Raw genomic sequence first — 17,662 nt, 5'->3', positions numbered from 1 at the left:
GGAGCGGCGGTGCCACCGCTGACTTCGCCGAGGCGTTCCGGCACGCCGTGAGTGGTCTGTCCGGCCCGCCTGACTGAGCGGTTGCGGAGGCCGGCTCGCCGACACCTTCGGCGAGCCGGCCTCTTGCCGCGTTCACCGATGAGCGGCCAGCACTGCCGCGAGGCCTTCTCGCAGGTCCTTGACGAAATACTCGGGAACCTCCAGCGACGGGAAATGGCCCCCGCTTTCGGGCGACTTCCACCGGACGATCTGCCGGTACCGCTCCTGTGCCCAGGGGCGCGGGCACTTCTCGACGTCACGGGGGTACATGGTGATTGCCGACGGGACGTCGACCCGAAGTTCGGGATCGAGTGAGTTGTGGCTTTCGTAGTAAATGCGGGCCGCCGATGCGCCGGTCCGCGTCAGCCAGTACAGGGTGACGTCGTCAAGAATCCTGTCTCTGGAAATTGTCTCGAACGGGCTGTCCTCGGTGTCGGTCCACTCGGCGAACTTGTCGAGGATCCAGGCGAGAAGCCCGACCGGTGAATCGACGAGCGAGTAGCCGATGGTCTGCGGTCGGGTCGCCTGCTGCTTCGCGTACGCCGCCCGGTGGCGCCAGAAATGACGGGTTTCCTCGGCCCACTTGCGCTCGACCGCCGTCAGCCCGTCCGTGGTCAACCCGGGCGGTCCCTCCGCGAACGTGGTGTGGATGCCGAGAACGTGCGCCGGGAACCTGCCGCCGAGAACCGTGGTGATATTGCCTCCCCAGTCGCCGCCGTGGGCTGCGAACTTGCTGTAGCCGAGCCTTCCCATCAGTTCCACCCATGCGGCGGCGATCTTTTCGGTTCCCCACCCGGTGGTGGCCGGTTTGTCGCTGTAACCAAAGCCCGGTAGCGATGGGGCCACGACGTGGAACGCCGGCGCGTCCGCATCTTTCGGATCTGCCAGCTCGTCCACTACATCGATGAATTCGGCAATGCTGCCCGGCCAGCCGTGCGTCAAGATCAGAGGAGTGGCATCCGCGCGCGCGGAGCGGCGGTGCAGGAAATGGATTCCCAGATCATCAATGGTCGTGCGGAACTGGCCGGTGCGGTTGAGGCGCTCTTCGAACGACCGCCAGTCGTACCCGGTGCGCCAATAGTTCACGACATCGACGAGGTCGGCGAGCGGAACGCCCTGGTCCCACCGTCGAGGGCCGGGCGCGGCGCGATGGACCGTCTCGGGCTCCGGCAGTCGCGCCGCGGCCAGCCGCGCGCGCAGATCGTCGAGATCGGCGTCGGTTGCGTGGGCTTCACATGCTTGCACGTCGCTGGTGGGACCGGGCATGAGACCTCCTGGCCATCGGGGAACCTGCTACGACCTATCGCGAACCGTCTAAGACGGTTCTAGCAGTTCCCCGAGTCGCGCGGCAACCGGCTAAGGTGGTTCCATGTGTGCTGCGTTCCCTGACTTCCGCCTCGGCAAGGTGCTGGCGACCAGCTTCACGGGGACTCTCTCGGAGCGTTATGGCGACGCCGTGGAGCGCATTCCCACGCCGCACCGACTCGTCGACTGGCTGACGGTGAACGGCCTCGCCGTGGACTCCTGCACCACCGCCCAGCTCGACCTCGCCCGGGAACTGAGGGAGTCGATTCACGCCGCCGCGACAGCGGCCGCGATCCGGGACGCTCTGCCTGCGTCCGCTGTCCAAGTCATCAATGACCGCAGCGCGCAGGGCCGGGCCGCGGCGATCCTGACGCCCGAGGGTGAGCGGCGATGGCGGCTCGGCTCGGCTTCCTGCGTGGAAGATGCCCTCAGCGTGATCGCCGTCGACGCGATCAGCATCATTGCCGGTGAGCGAGACGGAAAACTGGCCTTGTGTGCATCACCAACCTGCCAAGCCGCCTTCTTCGACACCAGCCGAAGCCGCACCCGCAAATGGTGTGACATGAACACGTGCGGGAATCGCCAGAAGAAGGCGCGCTTCCACGCCAACCAGCGGAAAAACCCCAGATCAGCGGAGTGATCGTTACCTCGGGTGCGACCAAGTGGGCCCCTGCCTGCGCCTTCAACTGGGCGGATGGGATGGGGCGTCATGCGGTTTCGCGGCCCCTCCCCGCTCGGTGCGAGAGAATTCCGGAGCGATGCAAGGATGAGCGCCAATAGTTGACTCATCCGTAAAAGTGCAGCTCAGGAGCGTCAATGGATCTGAACCTGCTGCGGGCCCTGGACGCCCTGCTCCAGGAGAACAGCGTGACCCGCGCCGCGGAGCGACTCGGTACCTCACCCGCAGCGGTCAGCCGCACGCTGGCCCGGCTCCGCCGTGCCGTCGGCGACCCCCTGCTGGTCCGCGCGGGCCAGGGGATGGTCCCGACCCCGCGCGCTCTGGAACTCCGCGAGGAGGTGGGCGTGTTGCTGCGCCACTGCGACGACGTCCTGCGGCCCGGTGCCGGTTTCGATGCCGTCCATCTCCAGCGCACCTTCACCGTGCAGGCCGCCGATCTGCTCCTGGCGGGGCTGGCCGGGGCCCTGACCGACCGGGTCCACGCGGAGGCCCCGCACGTGGACGTGGTCTTCCTGCCGGAGGCGCTGGAAGGCGGCCCCGCATTGCGGCAGGGCTGGGTGGACGTCGAACTGGGCGTCCTCGGCCCCCTGGACCCGGAGATCCGGACCCAACAGCTCACCCGGACGACCATGGTCGGCATCGCCCGCAGCGGTCATCCCCTCTTCGACCGGCGGATCGACGCCCGCCGTTTCGCCGCGGCCGACCACATCGGCATCTCCCGGCTCGGCAAGCGTCACGGGCCCATCGACAGCGCGCTCGCGGAACTCGGCCTGCGACGCCGGGTCGCGGTCGTGGTACCCAGCCACACGAGCGCGATGATGCTCGCCCGGGACACCGACCTCGTCGCGCTCACCCTGGCCGACTGGCTCCCCGACACCACCTCCGCACTGGGACTGCGCGCCTTCCCCATCCCTCTCGACCTGGCACCCCTCGACCTCGGAATGGCCTGGCACCCCCGCAACTCGACCGACCCCGGACACCGCTGGTTCCGTGACCGCTTGGCGGACGCCGTGCTGGCGCCGCCGGGGGGAGGGGACGACGGCTCTCGGGGGTCACAGTCTTGTGGGGGCGAGGGCGGCTAACGTATCCACCCGTGACCCGGGTTCACCAGCTCGCCGGCGCGGCCGGTTCCACCACCTCGGATGCGAGGTACGCGGCGTACTACGCATCGATCGCTCAGGCCGACGAGAGCGGCCGCGGCTGGAGACCGACGAACGTCAGTATCGAGGCCGCGCCTCTTCGGGCCGGAACGGGGCGACTCATCCCTCGTCGGGCTCGCCGCGGGGCAGGTCGTGCTCGGCCCGGTCAGTGACGCGAGGGGACGGCGGCGGCTGCTCCTGGCCGGTTCCGGCATGTTCAGCGCGTTGTCATTGGTCTGTGCGCTTGCCCCGTCCATCGCCGTGTTCGGCATCGCCCGGCTGCTGCAAGGGATCGCCGGCAGCGCGGGTCTCGTCATCGGACGGGCGGTGGTCAGCGACCGGTTCACCGGTACGCACGCGGCCCGCCGGCTCTCCACGCTGAGCGTGATCGGGATGACCGCGCCGGTTCTGGCGCCGGTCGCCGGAGGTCTCGTTCTCGGCGTCGCCTCTTGGCGTCTGGTATTCGAGGTGCTGGCCCTGACCGGGCTGTTGCTGTTGGCCGCGGTCTGGGCGTGGGTTCCCGAATCGCTGCCCGTCGAGCGGCGCCGGAGCGGCGATCTCCGGTCCGTACTCGCTGCGACGGTCGGATTGCTCCGACGTCGCGAACTGGTCGGTCACCTGCTCGTCATGGGGTGTGGACTGGGCGCACTCTTCGCCTACATCACCGGCTCGCCCTTCGTCTTCCAGAGCATCTACGGCTTGTCGCCCGCCGGTTGCAGCCTCGTCTTCGCCGCCAACGCCGCCAACGCCGCCAACGCCGTCGGCACCGTCGTGGCCGGTGCGGCATTCGGACGGCTGGCGGGGCACGTACGGCTCAACTCGTTGCTCGTCATGGGCGTGGCCCTCACCATGGCTTCCACGATCACTCTGGTGGCGTTGCTCGCGGTCGGCATCAGTACGTTCCCCGCCACATGGGCCTGCTTCTTCGGCCTGGCATTCGGGTTCGGCACAGTGCTGCCCGCCTCGACCACCATCATCCTCGCGGTCGGCAGCGACGCCCCCGGAGCCGCTTCAGGGATGCTCGGTGGCGCCCAGTTCCTGCTCGGCGCCGCGGCCGCACCTCTGCCCGGTGTTTCGGGTGGCACCACCGCCATGTCGACGGCCGTTGCCGTGCTGGGCTTTGTTCTGTTCTCCGCGGTAGCGCTGATCACGCTAGCCCGGCCGTGGCAGGGTCATGGTGAGCCGGTCGGCCCCGTGGGGAACCGGTGACTACAGGGTGTATGTGCAGCCGTGCCCACCGTAATACCACTCGTACTGGCCCATCACCCAGGAGTCCGCCGTGATCGTGAAGGTGCCGTGCGGGGCGGGACAGTGGAACGTGGTGGTGACGAGGTCGCGGTCCGGTGGAGGAGGCTCCGGCGGCGCGGTGGCCGCGGAGGCGATGCCGGCGCTCCCGGCGCCGAACAGTGCAGTGATGAACGCTATGGCGATGATCTTCTTCATGGTGTCTCCCAGTTCCCTCGCGTGCCGGAACTGCCTCTGAGGACGATACACGCAACCACCCAATTCGGGACAAGGGGAAAAATCTCCTGATATGCAGCAGGGGTGTGCGAGCGAGGCCGCCGCAGGGCCTGGGGGTGGAGCGAGTCCCGGCCCCAAGGTGGTGGGCTTCCCGTTGGGCGTCCCTTTCGCCGGCGGGGAGATGTCACGCCGAAGTCGTCCTGCGAGGCGACGGCACAGGTAGTCGTCCTGCGAGGGGGCAGCACAGGTAGTCGTCGTCCGGCGGCGATTGTGAACGAAATGCTGCGCGCGCATGGCAGGAGAATCAGAACGTGAGACAAGGACTCTTACCGCATTGACGTGGCTGAATTTCGCTGCCAGCCTCCTAAGCGTGAGTCGCTCGGAGAACTTCACCGCACGTCTGCACGTCGATCTGCGACGCCAGGCCAGTGCCATCTGTGCCGCCGGCAGTTAGAGCTGCCGACCGGCGTCAGCCCTTGAGCGGCCCCTGAACCGGGGCCCGGTGTGCTTGCTCGCCCGGGCTTTCCCCGTCGCTCGGGATTCTCGCCGCATATCCACCTGTATTCTCCCGGGTTTTGGCGCACGAGCCGACTCGTTGCACCTCGCCATACGTGCGCCTTCCCTTCGCCCTTTCCCTTTCCCCTCGCTTTCCCCTCGCCTTCCCTCTTCCCTTTCCGTTTCGCGTCTGGGGCGGTCTTCATGCCCGCGGACGCGGAGCCACGCTCCACCCACCACTCGAACAGGACCTTTCCATGGGCACGCTGATCACCCCATCGAGCCGACGACAGTTCCTCACCCTGCTGGGCCTCTCGGCGGTCGCGGTCAGCTGTGGCTCCGGAGGCGGCGGTGCGGCCAAGGATCAGACCAAGACCCTGCGATACCAGGGGTGGGCGGGAACCGTCATCCTGCCCGAACTGGCCGAAGAGCTCGGCTTCCTGGAGGACGTGAAGCTGAAGTGGGTCGGCAACACGATCAGCGGGCCACAGGACATCCAGTCGGCAGCCACCGGGCAGGTCGACTTCGGCGGCGCGTTCAACGGAGCCGTCGTCAAACTCGCTGCCAGAAAAGCTCCCATCACCTCGGTCATCAGCTACTACGGCGTCGACAAGGCCGCGTACAACGGCTTCTACGTGCTCAAGGACGGCCCGGTCCACTCGGCCCGTGACCTGATCGGCAAGAAGGTCGGGATGAACACCCTCGGCGCGCACTCCGAGGCCATGCTCGACATCTACCTGCAGCGCCACGGCCTGTCGCGGGCGGACATCAAGAAGGTCGAGCCCTTGGTGGTGCCCCCGGTCAACACCGAGCAGTCGCTGCGGCAGAAGCAGATCCAGGTGGGCGTCCTCGGCGACATCCTGCGGGACAAGGCCCTGCAGACCGGAGGTCTCAGGCCGCTGTTCACCGACTACCAACTGCTCGGCGACTTCTCCGCCGGCACCTATGTGGTGAACGACCGGTTCCTCAGGGCGAACCCCGGCACCGCACGCAGATTCGTCACGGGCGTCGCCCGCGCCATCGAGTGGGCCCGCGCCACCCCACGGGACGAGGTCATCGCCCGGCAGATCGAGATCGTCAAGAAGCGCGGCCGGAACGAGGACATGGCTCCGCTGAAGTACTGGAAGTCCTTCGGCGTCGCCGAGACCGCCGGACGCATCACCGACAAGGAGTTCCAGGTGTGGATCGACTGGCTCAGCGAGCGCGGTGACATCGAGAAGGGCCAGGTCAAGGCGTCGGATCTCTACACCAACGAGTTCAACGCGTACAGCCGGAAGGACAAGCCGTCCGCGGCCGAGACGCCCTCCAAGAGCGGGAGCTGAGCCCATGCCGGAATCCCTCACACCAAAGATCGAGTTCGACCGGGTGCGCAAGACCTTTCCTGCCAAGAGGGGGAGCGCCCAGCGCCGTGGCCCGGCGCACGATGACGGCGAGTTCACCGCTCTCGACGGTGTCGACCTGCGGATCGAGGCGGGGGAGTTCGTCGTCGTGGTCGGCCCCAGCGGATGCGGCAAGTCCACCCTCCTGGACCTGCTGGGCGGCCTCGCCCGGCCGACCGGCGGGCGGATCCTCCTGGACGGGGAACCGGTGACCGGGCCCGGCCTGGACCGCGGCATCGTCTTCCAGCAGTACGCCCTGCTGCCCTGGCGCACCGCCCTGGGCAACGTCGAGTTCGGCCTGGAGGCGACCGGCGTACCACGGCGTGAGCGCGCCGCGCGTGCCCGCGACTACCTGGATCTGGTCGGGCTCTCCGGATTCGAGAACCGCCACCCGCACGAGCTGTCGGGCGGGATGCGCCAGCGCGTGGCCATCGCCCGCTCACTCGCCTACGACCCCGACGTCCTGCTGATGGACGAGCCGTTCGCCGCACTGGACGCCCAGACCAGGGAGTCGCTGCAGGACGAGCTGCTGCGCATCTGGCAGCGCACCGGAAAGACCGTCGTCTTCATCACCCACGGCATAGAGGAGGCCGTCTACCTGGGCCAAAGGGTGGCCGTCATGACCTCCCGGCCCGGCCGCATCAAACAGGTCGTGCCCATCGGCTTCGACTCCCGCACGGAGACGGACGACCTGCGGTCCAGCCCCGAATTCGCAGGGTACCGGTACGAGATCTGGACGCTGCTGCACGACGAGGTGACCAGGACCCAACTGCTGGAGAAGGAGGAGGTTTCCGTATGAGCCTGGCAAGCGGTTCGACCACCGAGGAGCCCGCGGCCGCCCCGCCGATCGCGCCGCGGATCGACCCGTCGATCGACCCGCCGATCGCGCCGAGCAGGCCGCGGCCCCACCGCCCACCCGTGCTGCTGCCCCGCATCCTGCGCGCGGTACTGACCGGCGCCATCAAATCGGCGGCGATCGTCGTCCTGCTGCTCGCGTGGGAGCTGGCGCCGCGCTTCGGCCTGGTGGACCGGATCTTCCTGCCGCCGTTCAGCGAGGTCGCCGAGGCGTGGTGGGGACTGGTGGCCAACGGCCAGCTCGCCGACAACGCACAGGCGAGTCTGGTGCGTTCGTTCACCGGATTCGGCATAGCCGTCGCCACGTCCGTACCGCTGGGCCTGCTCATCGGCTGGTACCGGCCCGTCGCCGATCTCCTCGACCCGTTGCTGCAGGTATTCCTCAACACCGCGGCCCTGGCCCTGCTGCCGGTGTTCGTGCTGCTCCTCGGCATCGGCGAGACGTCGAAGATCTCCATCGTGGTGTACGCCTGCGCCTGGCCGATCCTGTTCAACACCATCAGCGCGGTACGCACCGTCGATCCCACCCTGCTGAGGCTGGCGAAGTCCATGGACCTGTCCGCGCCGCGGCTGTTCCAGAAGGTGATCCTGCCGGCCTCGGTGCCGACGATCTTCACCGGAATCCGGCTGGCCGGGGCGGTGTCCATCGTCGTCCTGGTCGCCGCCGAGATGGTCGGTGCCAAGGCCGGTCTCGGCTATCTCATCAACGCGTCCCAGTACAACTTCGCCATTCCGCAGATGTATGCGGGCATCGTCACGATCTCCGTCATCGGCGTGGCCTTCAACCAGTTGCTGGTGGCCGTGGAGAAGCGGCTCAGCTCATGGCGCGTCCCCGCGACGAGCTGACGCCCCTGCCTCCACCCACCTGAATCCCACGAACTCCACGGCCCTCCCTGCCCCCAGCCCTTGCCCCCTGCCCTCACCTCCTGAGACTGCCGAAATCCCTGAAAGGAATACGCGCATGAGCACCAGCACAGGCTTCGACATCCGCCGCATCGGCGGACGCATCGGCGCCGAGATCGTCGGCGCCGACCTCTCCGCCGACCTCGACCCGGCGATCGTCGCCGAGATCAACGCGGCTCTGCTGGAACACAAGGCGCTGGTCTTCCGTGGCCGGCAACTGGACGACGCGGCCCAGCTGCGCTTCGCCGCCCTCTTCGGTGAACTCACCACCGCCCACCCCACCGTCCCGTCCGTGGACGGGCAGCCCCACATTCTGCCCGTCGACGGGGACGAGGGCATCCGCGCCAACCACTGGCACACCGACGTCACATTCGTCCGTACACCCCCGAAGGCGTCGACCCTGCGCAGCATCGTCGTCCCGCCCTACGGCGGCAACACGCTGATCGCCAACTCGGCCGCGGCCTACCGGGACCTTCCCGAGCCGCTGCGCGAGCTCGCGGACAAGCTCTGGGCGGTGCACACCAACGCCTACGACTACGCCGCCCCGAAGACCGACAAGGCGGCCCAGCACCGCAAGCAGTTCGTCTCGCGCACGTACCGCACCGCCTACCCGCTGGTCCGCGTGCACCCCGAAACGGGGGAGCGCGGCCTGTTCATCGGCGGCTTCGCGCAGACCATCGAGGGACTGAACCCCTCCGATTCCCGGGACCTGCTGCGCATCTTCCAGTCGTATGTGACACGGCCTGAGAACATCCTCCGGGTCACCTGGACACCCGGTGACCTGGTCCTCTTCGACAACCGGATCACCCAGCACTACGCGCCCGACGACTACGGAGACCTCCCGCGCCTGCTGCACCGGGTGACCGTCGCCGGGGACGCCCCGGTGGGCATCGACGGCACCTCCAGCCGCGCCCTCGAAGGCGGTGACGCGGCCCACTACACGCCCGCCGTGGCCTGACGCCCCGGGGTCGTCAGCAGCCGGGAGCCAGGTCTCCGCGCCTCCTGGGGCACTGCCCCCAGGAGGCGCGCACGCTGCGTGGAGCGTCGTATCCACCGGGTGATCGGGAGTGGCCGGTGTCACCCGGGCCGATGGCAAGGTGTGGTGCCCCGTCGACGCTGCGTATGTCCTGTGGGCGATTGTGACGGGGCCGATAGCGCGGCCGTGTCGCCTGTGCGCATCCTTCCCGGGACCAGCGAGAGAGCGAGAACGGCGATGCCCATCCCCCGCAAGTCCATGGCCTTGACGGCCGGTGTGCTGGCCGGCACCACGTTGGTGGTGACGGTCTGTGCCGTCGGTGGCGCCGCGGCGTCCCAGCCCGACAACGCCAAGGGCGGAAGCACCTCCGTCCCGGTGCTGCCCGCGCGTTTCACGCAGCAGAAGATCCAGTGGACGGCCTGCGGAGCGGATGTCGCCCCCAAGGCCGTACCCGGCGCCGAATGCGGCTGGGTGAAGGTGCCGGTGGACTACGCCGCCCCGGACGGGAAGACCGTCGAACTGCGGGTGTCGCGGCTGCGGGCGAAAGACCACAGCCACCGGCTGGGGTCACTGCTCTACAACCCCGGCGGGCCCGGTGCGGGCGGTGCGGCCGACGTGGCCGACGGAAACTGGCACGCCGGCCCGCAGGCCCGGACCCGCTACGACCTGGTCGGCTTCGACCCTCGGGGCATAGCCGGTTCCGGGCAGATCAAGTGCCCCGACGGCGTGGCGCAGCAGCCCGAGAACCCGCCGCGTACCGAGGCGCAGGCCAAGAAGGCGTTCGCCGAAGCGACCAGGCGCGGCCGGGCCTGCCAGAGGGCGAGCGGCGCTGTTTTCGCGCACATGGACAGTGTGAGTGTCGCGCGCGATCTGGATGTGCTGCGTACGGTCCTGGGCGATGCCAAGTTGAACTACACCGGCTTCTCCTACGGCACCTTCCTCGGCCAGCAGTACATGAAGCTGTTCCCCGGCAAGGTGGGCCGGATGGTGCTCGACAGTGTCGTCAACCCCGCGGCCGATATGCGGCAGGTCGCCCGCCGTGACGTCAAGACGTCCGAAGACGCGATGCGCCGGTACGCCCGTGACCTCGTCGCGCGCGGGGACGACCGGCTGGGAACCACGACCGGGGAGATTCTGCGGAGGGTCACCGGGTTCGCCAAGAGGCTGGAGCAAAAGCCACTGCGCGGGGCCGACGGCGAGGCATTCACCGACGCCACCCTGTCCATGTACCTGGACACGGCGGTGACGGACAAAGCGAGCTGGAAGCCGCTGACCAAGGCATTGGTCGCCGCCCTGCACGGGGACGGGGCCGCCTTCGACCGCTTTGACAAGGAGACGGCCGGCGGCAGCGGTGGCCAGAAGCCGACGCCGCAGCAGGAGCAGGCCGAGAAGGACGAGTCCGCGAGCATGCCGGCGGTGCTGTGCCTGGACTCCCCGTCCGCGCCGAAGTCCCCGAAGGCGATGCTTGACATGGCCGACGCGTTCGCCAAGCAGTCGCCGCTGTTCGGGCGTTCCTTCGCCTGGCAGATGATCGACTGCGCGACCTGGCCGATCGCCCCCACCGGCGCGGCCGAGCCGGTCAAGGGCTCCGGGGCGGCACCGGTGTTGCTGGTGTCGTACACCGACGATACGCAGACTCCGCTGGCCAACGCGCAGGCGGTGCACCGGCAGTTGGCCCACAGCTCGCTGCTGGTACGCAAGGGCCACGGGCACGCGGCGTACGCCTCGGAGTATCCGTCCACGTGCACCGACCGAGCAGTCGACAGGTATCTGGTCGGCGGAAAGCTGCCGGACAAGGTCGCCAACTGCCCGCGCTGACGCGGTCGTGTCGTCCACCGTGGGCGGGGTCGCTGCCTCACGAAGGGGGCGGGCAGTCGGGCAGGCGGGTGGGGGTGCGCGTACGCGGGGGTGTCCGAGTCCGCACCACTACTGTGATCGGCGCACTCCGCCCCCGCCCTCGATCGCCGAGGGCACCGGCTCTCCCGGTCGCCGGGCGTGCGGGCCGCGCAGCCGGGCCCACCCCCACAGAGCCAGCAGGAGGCAGGCGGCCAGGCAGCCGGCTCCTGCCACGGCCAGCGGCCCGTTGCCGCCGGCCGACGCGGCACCGCCGGGATCGGCCGCGGGGCCTGCGGCGACCACGCCCAGCCCGGCCGTGACGGTGATGACGGTTTTGGTCACCCCGGAGGCCTCACCGGCACGTTCGGGCCGGATGACGCCCTGGGTGGCGGTCAGCGTCAGGGCGTTGCCGACGCCCAGCGCCAGCCCGCCGCCGGTGACCGCCGCGAGATACGACGGCAGTCCGGAGACGCACGCCGCACCGAGCAGCATCACCGCGCCCGCCCCCAGGCTCGCCGCCATGACCGGTACGGCGCGGGAGCCGGTCACCCGGCCCGCGAACGGCCCCGCGGCCGCCATGGCCACCGACGGGCCGAGGAAAGCCACCCCGGCCGCCAATGGTGTGAGCTGCCGGCCCTCCTGGAGCGCGAGCGGTACGACGAACAGGAACACCACGGTGGCGGCGTTGGCCACCGCGCCCGCCGCGGTCAACGCCACGAAGGAGCCATTTCGGAAGAGCGCGGGCCTGATCAACGGCTCGGCAGCGCGGAGTTCGATCCGTACGAAGACCGCCAGCGCCGACGCCACCAGGCACAGCGTGCCGATGCTCGCGGGGGACACCCAGCCCCACACCGGGCCACGGTCGATGAAGACGGCCAGGGCCGCGATGGCGCCGGTCCCGATGGCCAGCCCCGGCCCGTCGACGTGCCCGGACGCCGTGGTGTCCCGCGACTCCCGGGCCCGGCGGGCGCAGAGCGCGGCCACCACACCCAGCGGCACGTTGAGCCAGAACACCGCCCGCCACGACACCATCTCGGTCAGGACACCGCCGACGAACGGGCCGCAGGCGGTGGCCAGTCCGCCGATGCCCAGTGCCCACCCCGTTGCCCGGCCGCGCAGGGCGGGCGGGAACACGTTCGTGAGCAGCGCCAGTCCGGCCGGCATGATCAATGCGCCGCCCGCGCCCTGCACCACGCGGGCCGCCACCAGCACCGGCAGCGAGGGCGCCAGCGCACACCACAGCGACGCCAGTCCGAACAGCGCCAGCCCCGCGATCAGCAGACGGCGTCGGCCGAACAGGTCACTCATCCGGCCCGCGCCCAGCATGAGCGTGCCGCACGACAACAGGTAGGCGCTGACCACCCAGGGCAACTGGCCGGTGGATACGCCGAGTTCCCCCTTGATGTGGGACAGGGCCAGGTTCAGGGCGAAGGAGTCGAGCTGGATGCAGAAGACACCCAACGCGACCGAGACCAACGCCCACCGGGCTCCCCTTCGCCCCTCCGCTTCCCAGACCGCCATATCAATGTCCGGCACGGTCACGGCATTTCCCCCAGCACTTCCCCCAAGTAGGTTCACATGCGGCGGCCACCGCCGCACCTGCGGATCATGCTCCCAGCGGATTTCCCGAATCGACGGCCAGAGCTCCTGCGGCGGCAGCCACGCCACCGCCGTCCGGGGGCGGCGCCACCTCGAGCACGTCCGGCGGCGCGGCCCCGCCGAAAACCGGATCCCATGCCACGCTCCCGTGGTCCGGGCCGCGCCCGCGTCACACGAGCCGGCATGCCTGCAACGGCAGTCAGTGGCTCTGGCTACGGCTCCGGCTCAGCCTCTGTGGTGCGGTAACGCTGAGTGATCCGTTGTGGGATCACGACTTGGTCGCGTACGGCGTGCGTTCACCGCTCCGGCTGGTGGGCGTACCAATGGCCCCCTGGGGGCGCAGGGTCATCAGGCCGTGCCCACCGGGGCGGGCGATCACGCCGCCCTGGTCCGGGGCGCCTGCGAACCAGGCGTCGCCCTCCAACTCGGGCGACCAGCGTGTGCGCCGACGCCATGTACGGGCGGCCATCACCGGAGTCCAGTCCGGTTCGCCGCTGCCGCTGCCGCCGCTACCACCGAGCCCGAGCTGTACGCCGGTTCCCGCGCCGACCTTGGCGTCCTGTCTGCGGACCACCTCACACCGCTGCCACGGGAAGGACTTCAAAACCCCCTGGACGAGTCCCATCCACCGCACCGCCTTTGCCGGCCCCACCAGCAGGAAGGCGGCGGGCACCAACAGGAACGCGGCAGTTCCCTCGACGAGCTGCGAGTCGGTCTCGACCACCTTCGCGACGACGAGCAGGGCCAGCCACACCCCGGCCCTGACCAGGAGGTTGATGAGAACACCACGGCGAGCCCGCTCAAACGCGTCCCGGGTGGCGGGATCGTCATAGGCACACTTGGTCAAGGGAACCGGTATCGCTACCTTCACGCGTTCTCCTGCTGGTCGTAGGTTCAGGCCCCGTGATTATGGGCCATGACCCCTGTGCGCAGCACGGGCGATTCCCGCGGTCGCGAAGCGTGGTGGTCAGTCGAAGGGACACCCTCTAGGCGGAACCCAGATCGGCCGACAGCCAGTGTTCCGGCCGCATGTGGATGACGACGTGTTCACCGAGCTGGGTGTGCTCGTACTCCACGAAGTCGGCGACCCTGTCCTGTGGGAGGTACCGCGCGGCCATCTCCCAGGACCGCTCGCGGCTGTCTGATTCCGTCCTGGTGACCGGTCCCTCCACCGACACGTAGCGCACGGTCGGCTCGGCCCGCTGCACCATCAGACTGAAGCGCCCTGCGGACCGGATCGCCCGCGCTTTGCGGGAATCGGGCCCGGTGCGCACCCACAGTTCGCCGCCCGGGGTGTAGTGGTACCAGATGGGTACTGTCAGCGGTGCGCGGTCCGGCCGCTCGATCACCGACAGCGCACCGATGTGAGGTTCCGCCAGAAACTGCTCTCGTTCTCGCATCGACAGTGTCATGCGCCCGACCCTAGCCCGGCCGACGGCTCGCCGACGCGGCCTGGCTCGATCCGGTGCCTGGCGTCGGTCCCAGGTCCACTCGCACGTCCGCCACCCAACTGGACGAGGTGTCGTACACCCTGTGCGTGGCCACGGCGACCACAGAGATCAACGACGCCCTCGCCGCTGCCGACCGCATTCTGGCGCAGACCGCTTCTCCTTCCTCAGCCGCCCGTGAGGGTCTGAGGCACGGCGCTGCCGCCGCCCGGGTGGCGGCGCGCGCTCACCGGACGTGGACTGGTATGGCCCACGGCGGAGCCGCCGGGAGGCCGACCGGAGAAAGGGTGAGCAGCCGTGCCTGCAGGATCGAGCAAGAAGCGTGAACGGCAGTACGAGCACATCAAGGAACAGGCCGAGGAGCGGGGCATCTCGCAGAAGCGCGCCAAGGAGATCGCCGCCCGCACGGTGAACAAGGAACGCGCCCGCTCCGGCGAGGCCAAGACCGCCGCCAAGGCTTCCCTCCGCGACCCGAAATCCGCTCCGCAACGCGGCGGGGAACGGTCCCACCGCGGACCCGGTGGCCCGACCCGGGACCAGCTCTACGAAGAGGCCAAGAAGAAGAACATCGAAGGCCGCTCCACCATGAACAAGGACCAGCTCCGCCGGGCTGTCGGCCGCTGACGCCCGACGGCCCGCACGTGGACGAGGTCAGCCTGAATCCTGCCCGCAATGCCTTGGAACGGTATGCGCCGGGCATACGCGTGCAATGGACCAACGCAGCGCAAGCAGGACACCGCCGACGGGCCCCGCCTGGGCAGGGTGGCTCTACCTCGGGCTGGCGGTGCTGGCCGGAACCCAGCTCCTGGCGACCCTGCTGCAGGCGGGAGCCGACGATCCGAGTTTTGTTCCCAGCCTGGTCGGTGTGATCGCGTTTCCAGCCCTGGCCGGGGTCTCGGAAACCGCCCGGGGGCTCAGGAACCGGCAGGGAGGAAGCTGTCCCTGACCTGTCGGAGACGGGGCGGCCGGGCGGTGGCGGGCAGACGCCGGCGTGGCGGGACAACGCGCCGTGGGCGGGTCGGGGCGGGCCGGGCCGTACGCGGGACGTGCCGGGGCAGGCCGTCGGCAGAAAATCCGCCGCCCTGCGGGAACTCCGCGCACCGTCGGCCCGACTAGTGGGCTGTGGAACGGAGCGAGGAGCGGTCAGGATCCCCAGCGGAGCGGCAGCCGGGCAGTGCGGGCGGCCTCGATGTGCGGCTTCGGGGGGTGGTGTGCCGTCATGGCCGCCTGGAAGCGGTGACCGGGGTCGATCTGGAGGTGCGGGCCGGTGAGCGGATTGCTCTGACCGGCACGAACGGCTCGGGGAAGACGACGCTGTTGCGGGCGGTGCTCGGTCTGCACCGGCAGTTCGACGGGGAGATCGTGGTCGGGGGCCGGGGCTGCCGCAGCGCTGCCGAGTGGGCGTGGCGGAGAAGAGCGTGCGGATGGATCCCGCAGCGCCCGGCACCCGGGCGCTTTCCGCTGCTCGCACGGGAGTTGCTGGCGAGCAGCGGCGACCCGGCGGCGGCGCAGCGGGCGGCCGAACGGCTGGGCACGGGCGGTCTGGCGGAGCGGCCGGTGGACAGCCTCTCGGGTGGTCAGTTGCAGCGTATGCACCTGGCGCGGGCGGTGGGCTGCGTGGCGGCCGGAGCGGGTGTGCTGCTCGCGGACGAGCCGACCGCGGCGTTGGACTTCGCGGGCCAGGAGGAGGCCGCCGAGGTGCTGACCACGCTGCCGGTGACACTGCTCGTGGTGACCCACGACCGGGCCATGGCCGCGCGCTGCGACCGGACGCTGGAGATGGCGGCCGGACAGCTGCGGGAGGTGTCGTGAGCGGGTGGGGGCAGATCGGTGACCTGTGGCAACTGGTCCCGGTGCAGCGGGCCGGAGTGGGGCTGCTGCTGGCCGCCTTCGGGCTGCCGGTCGTCGGTGTGGTGATCGTCGGGCTGGACATCATGCCGGTGCGTTTCGCGATGATGCATGTGGCGCTGCTGGGCATCGCCGTGGGCCAACTGGTGGGTCTGGACCCGGTGTTGTGCGCGCTGGTGGCGTGTGCGCTGGCCGGGGCGGGGGTGGCGCCGCTGGCCCGTACCGCCGAGGGCCTGTCCGGGGCCATGGGCCTGCTGATGAGCTTGGCCATTGCTGCCGCCCTGTTGCTGCTGGCGCTCTCCGGGGTGAATGCCAATGGGGCGTTCGCGCTGTTGTGGGGGTCGATCCTGGCGGTGCGGCCGGCTGATCTCGTCGTGCTGGGTGTGCTGGCCGTGGCCGTACCGGGGCTGTTCCTCTGGCGCCGCCGCGATCTGGCGCTGCTGCTGCACGACCGGGAGCTGGCGTGGTGCTCCGGCGTGGCGGTGCAGCGGCTGACCGTGGTGCTGCTGGTCCTGGTGGCGGTCGCGGTGGCCGGTGCCATCCGTCTGACGGGCGCGCTGCTGGTGGACGCGCTGACCCTGCTGCCGGCCCTCGCCGCCCGCCGCCTCGGCCGTTCGCTGGTGTCGATCACGCTCTGGGCGATCGGCATCGGCGTCGTCGTGAACGTCGTCGGCTTCCTGATCTCGCTGGCCTGGGATCTGCCGCCCGGTCCGGTCCTCGTCCTCGCCGCGGGGGCGGTCGCCCTTGCCGCTCATCTCATACCCGAACGGAGAACCTCATCATGGCGCACGTCCGAGTCCTCTTCCGCCCCCTCGCGGCGGTCACCGCACTGAGCGCGGGGCTGCTCCTGCTGAGCGGCTGCGGCGACGGCACCGGTAAGGCCGGTACGGACCGGGCAGGCGAGTCGGGGGCGGCGTCGACCGGTCCCGTGGTGGTCGCCACCTCCAGCTGGGAGGCGGCGCTGGCCAAGGCGGCCGGGGCCAAGAACGTCAAGTCCCTTGTTCCCGCCTCGGTCCGGCATGCGCCCGACTACGACCTGAAGCCGTCCGACCTGGCAGCGGTTGCCGGGGCCGATTACGTCCTCTACGCCTCGTTCGAGCCGTTCGCGGGCCGGATCAAGGAGGCCGCGGGCTCCAAGGCGAAGCTGGTCGAGGTCAATCTGGACAACGCGCCCGCGACCACCAAGGCCGAGGTGACCACGCTGGGCAAGAAGTTCGGGACGGAGCGGACCGCGGCCAAGTGGAACACCAAGTTCACGGCGGAGTGGGCCTCCCTCGCCCGGCAGGTGAAGGCCACCTGGCCCGGCGGCAGGGCTCCGGCGGTGGCGGCGCAGAAGTTCACCACGTGGGCGGCCGAGCTGGCCGGGGCGAAGGTGGCCGGTACCTACGGCCCGGAGGCGGTCACCCCGGCCCAGCTGTCCGCACTGTCGAAGAAGAAACCCGCCTTCGTGCTGGACAACGAGAACATGTCGACCGGGACCGTACTGCCCGGCTCGGGCGCCGAGCAGCTGAACATCGTGAACTATCCGGGCGCGGACCTCGACCTGCTCGGGGTCTACCGCAAGGCGGCCGGCCAGATGGAGAAGGCGTTCTCGGGTTCCTGATGGGCGGGTTCGCACAAGGCCTTGTAAGAGACCCGCACAAGACCTCGTACGAGAGCTCACAGGAGAGGGCGGGGGAGGGGCCGCTGGGTGTGCGGTC

Annotated in this window: 20 protein-coding genes; 15 read left to right on the top strand and 5 right to left on the bottom strand. The window is 69.8% G+C overall.

Annotation, left to right across the window (positions count from 1 at the left end; translation table 11 throughout):
• Positions 1 to 132 precede the first annotated feature (132 nt).
• Positions 133 to 1,305 (bottom strand): epoxide hydrolase family protein, encoded by a 1,173-nt coding sequence (locus tag D9V36_RS04040; RefSeq protein WP_129292533.1) that lies wholly within the window; start codon positions 1,303 to 1,305, stop codon positions 133 to 135.
• 103 nt (positions 1,306 to 1,408) lie between these two features.
• On the opposite strand from D9V36_RS04040, the gene D9V36_RS04035 reads away from it, so the two are divergent.
• The 3 genes from D9V36_RS04035 to D9V36_RS04025 all read left to right on the top strand — a co-directional run bounded on the left by D9V36_RS04035 (position 1,409) and on the right by D9V36_RS04025 (position 4,371).
• Positions 1,409 to 1,984 carry a CGNR zinc finger domain-containing protein gene (locus D9V36_RS04035; protein WP_129292532.1) on the top strand — a complete coding sequence of 192 codons (576 nt, stop codon included), beginning with the start codon at positions 1,409 to 1,411 and terminating at the stop codon, positions 1,982 to 1,984.
• Positions 1,985 to 2,160: 176 nt separating this feature from the next.
• Complete coding sequence (locus tag D9V36_RS04030) at positions 2,161 to 3,105, top strand: LysR family transcriptional regulator (RefSeq protein ID WP_129292531.1); 945 nt, start codon at positions 2,161 to 2,163, stop codon at positions 3,103 to 3,105.
• A 60-nt stretch (positions 3,106 to 3,165) separates the two neighbouring features.
• On the top strand, positions 3,166 to 4,371 hold the full coding sequence (locus D9V36_RS04025; protein WP_129292530.1) for an MFS transporter: 1,206 nt from the start codon (positions 3,166 to 3,168) through the stop codon (positions 4,369 to 4,371).
• Here the strand turns inward: D9V36_RS04025 and D9V36_RS04020 are convergent, their stop codons facing one another.
• Positions 4,372 to 4,605: a hypothetical protein gene (locus D9V36_RS04020; protein WP_129292529.1), complete on the bottom strand. Its 234-nt coding sequence runs from the start codon at positions 4,603 to 4,605 to the stop codon at positions 4,372 to 4,374.
• Between the two features lie 310 nt (positions 4,606 to 4,915).
• Here D9V36_RS04020 and D9V36_RS42975 point away from each other — a divergent pair, with 310 nt between their 5' ends.
• The 6 genes from D9V36_RS42975 to D9V36_RS03995 all read left to right on the top strand — a co-directional run bounded on the left by D9V36_RS42975 (position 4,916) and on the right by D9V36_RS03995 (position 11,049).
• Complete coding sequence (locus D9V36_RS42975; protein WP_431357639.1) at positions 4,916 to 5,077, top strand: putative leader peptide; 162 nt, start codon at positions 4,916 to 4,918, stop codon at positions 5,075 to 5,077.
• Between the two features lie 298 nt (positions 5,078 to 5,375).
• A complete protein-coding gene (locus D9V36_RS04015) occupies positions 5,376 to 6,440 on the top strand; it encodes an ABC transporter substrate-binding protein (protein WP_129292528.1) in 1,065 nt (354 codons plus the stop codon).
• A gap of 4 nt (positions 6,441 to 6,444) precedes the next feature.
• On the top strand, positions 6,445 to 7,296 hold the full coding sequence (locus D9V36_RS04010) for an ABC transporter ATP-binding protein (protein WP_129292527.1): 852 nt from the start codon (positions 6,445 to 6,447) through the stop codon (positions 7,294 to 7,296).
• Positions 7,293 to 8,198 carry an ABC transporter permease gene (locus D9V36_RS04005; RefSeq protein ID WP_164992871.1) on the top strand — a complete coding sequence of 302 codons (906 nt, stop codon included), beginning with the start codon at positions 7,293 to 7,295 and terminating at the stop codon, positions 8,196 to 8,198. Before D9V36_RS04010 ends, D9V36_RS04005 begins: the two co-directional genes overlap by 4 nt.
• Before the next feature lie 115 nt (positions 8,199 to 8,313).
• The gene (locus D9V36_RS04000; RefSeq protein WP_129292526.1) at positions 8,314 to 9,213 is read left to right on the top strand and encodes a TauD/TfdA dioxygenase family protein; all 900 of its coding nucleotides are present in this window, start codon (positions 8,314 to 8,316) and stop codon (positions 9,211 to 9,213) included.
• Positions 9,214 to 9,468: 255 nt separating this feature from the next.
• A complete protein-coding gene (locus D9V36_RS03995; RefSeq protein ID WP_129292525.1) occupies positions 9,469 to 11,049 on the top strand; it encodes an alpha/beta hydrolase in 1,581 nt (526 codons plus the stop codon).
• 108 nt (positions 11,050 to 11,157) lie between these two features.
• Here D9V36_RS03995 and D9V36_RS03990 read toward each other — a convergent pair whose 3' ends face one another.
• The 3 genes from D9V36_RS03990 to D9V36_RS03980 form a co-directional block, all read right to left on the bottom strand.
• Positions 11,158 to 12,609 (bottom strand): MFS transporter, encoded by a 1,452-nt coding sequence (locus tag D9V36_RS03990; protein WP_241720695.1) that lies wholly within the window; start codon positions 12,607 to 12,609, stop codon positions 11,158 to 11,160.
• A gap of 325 nt (positions 12,610 to 12,934) precedes the next feature.
• Positions 12,935 to 13,537 carry a hypothetical protein gene (locus D9V36_RS03985; RefSeq protein WP_129292524.1) on the bottom strand — a complete coding sequence of 201 codons (603 nt, stop codon included), beginning with the start codon at positions 13,535 to 13,537 and terminating at the stop codon, positions 12,935 to 12,937.
• 115 nt (positions 13,538 to 13,652) lie between these two features.
• Positions 13,653 to 14,078, bottom strand: coding sequence for a pyridoxamine 5'-phosphate oxidase family protein (locus tag D9V36_RS03980; protein WP_129292523.1), 426 nt, complete (start codon positions 14,076 to 14,078; stop codon positions 13,653 to 13,655).
• Positions 14,079 to 14,131: 53 nt separating this feature from the next.
• On the opposite strand from D9V36_RS03980, the gene D9V36_RS42550 reads away from it, so the two are divergent.
• The 6 genes from D9V36_RS42550 (at position 14,132) to D9V36_RS03950 (ending at position 17,565) form a co-directional block, all read left to right on the top strand.
• Entirely contained in the window at positions 14,132 to 14,440 is a 309-nt protein-coding gene (locus D9V36_RS42550; RefSeq protein ID WP_129292522.1) for a DUF5133 domain-containing protein, read from the top strand.
• Entirely contained in the window at positions 14,412 to 14,738 is a 327-nt protein-coding gene (locus D9V36_RS03970; RefSeq protein WP_129292521.1) for a plasmid stabilization protein, read from the top strand. Before D9V36_RS42550 ends, D9V36_RS03970 begins: the two co-directional genes overlap by 29 nt.
• A gap of 85 nt (positions 14,739 to 14,823) precedes the next feature.
• Positions 14,824 to 15,060, top strand: a complete 237-nt coding sequence (locus D9V36_RS03965; protein WP_129292520.1) for a hypothetical protein — start codon at positions 14,824 to 14,826, stop codon at positions 15,058 to 15,060.
• A 281-nt stretch (positions 15,061 to 15,341) separates the two neighbouring features.
• Positions 15,342 to 15,926: an ATP-binding cassette domain-containing protein gene (locus D9V36_RS03960; RefSeq protein WP_241721261.1), complete on the top strand. Its 585-nt coding sequence runs from the start codon at positions 15,342 to 15,344 to the stop codon at positions 15,924 to 15,926.
• Positions 15,923 to 16,795, top strand: a complete 873-nt coding sequence (locus tag D9V36_RS03955; protein ID WP_129292519.1) for a metal ABC transporter permease — start codon at positions 15,923 to 15,925, stop codon at positions 16,793 to 16,795. The genes D9V36_RS03960 and D9V36_RS03955 overlap by 4 nt, the downstream gene beginning before the upstream one ends.
• A complete protein-coding gene (locus D9V36_RS03950) occupies positions 16,744 to 17,565 on the top strand; it encodes a metal ABC transporter solute-binding protein, Zn/Mn family (protein WP_129292518.1) in 822 nt (273 codons plus the stop codon). The genes D9V36_RS03955 and D9V36_RS03950 overlap by 52 nt, the downstream gene beginning before the upstream one ends.
• Positions 17,566 to 17,662 lie beyond the last annotated feature (97 nt).

Origin of the sequence: Streptomyces lydicus (assembly GCF_004125265.1) — a bacterium.
In the GTDB taxonomy this organism is placed as follows: Bacteria; Actinomycetota; Actinomycetes; order Streptomycetales; family Streptomycetaceae; genus Streptomyces; species Streptomyces lydicus_C.
The sequence above is the reverse complement of the archived record's forward strand: the minus strand, read 5'-3'. Positions and strand labels throughout refer to the sequence as shown.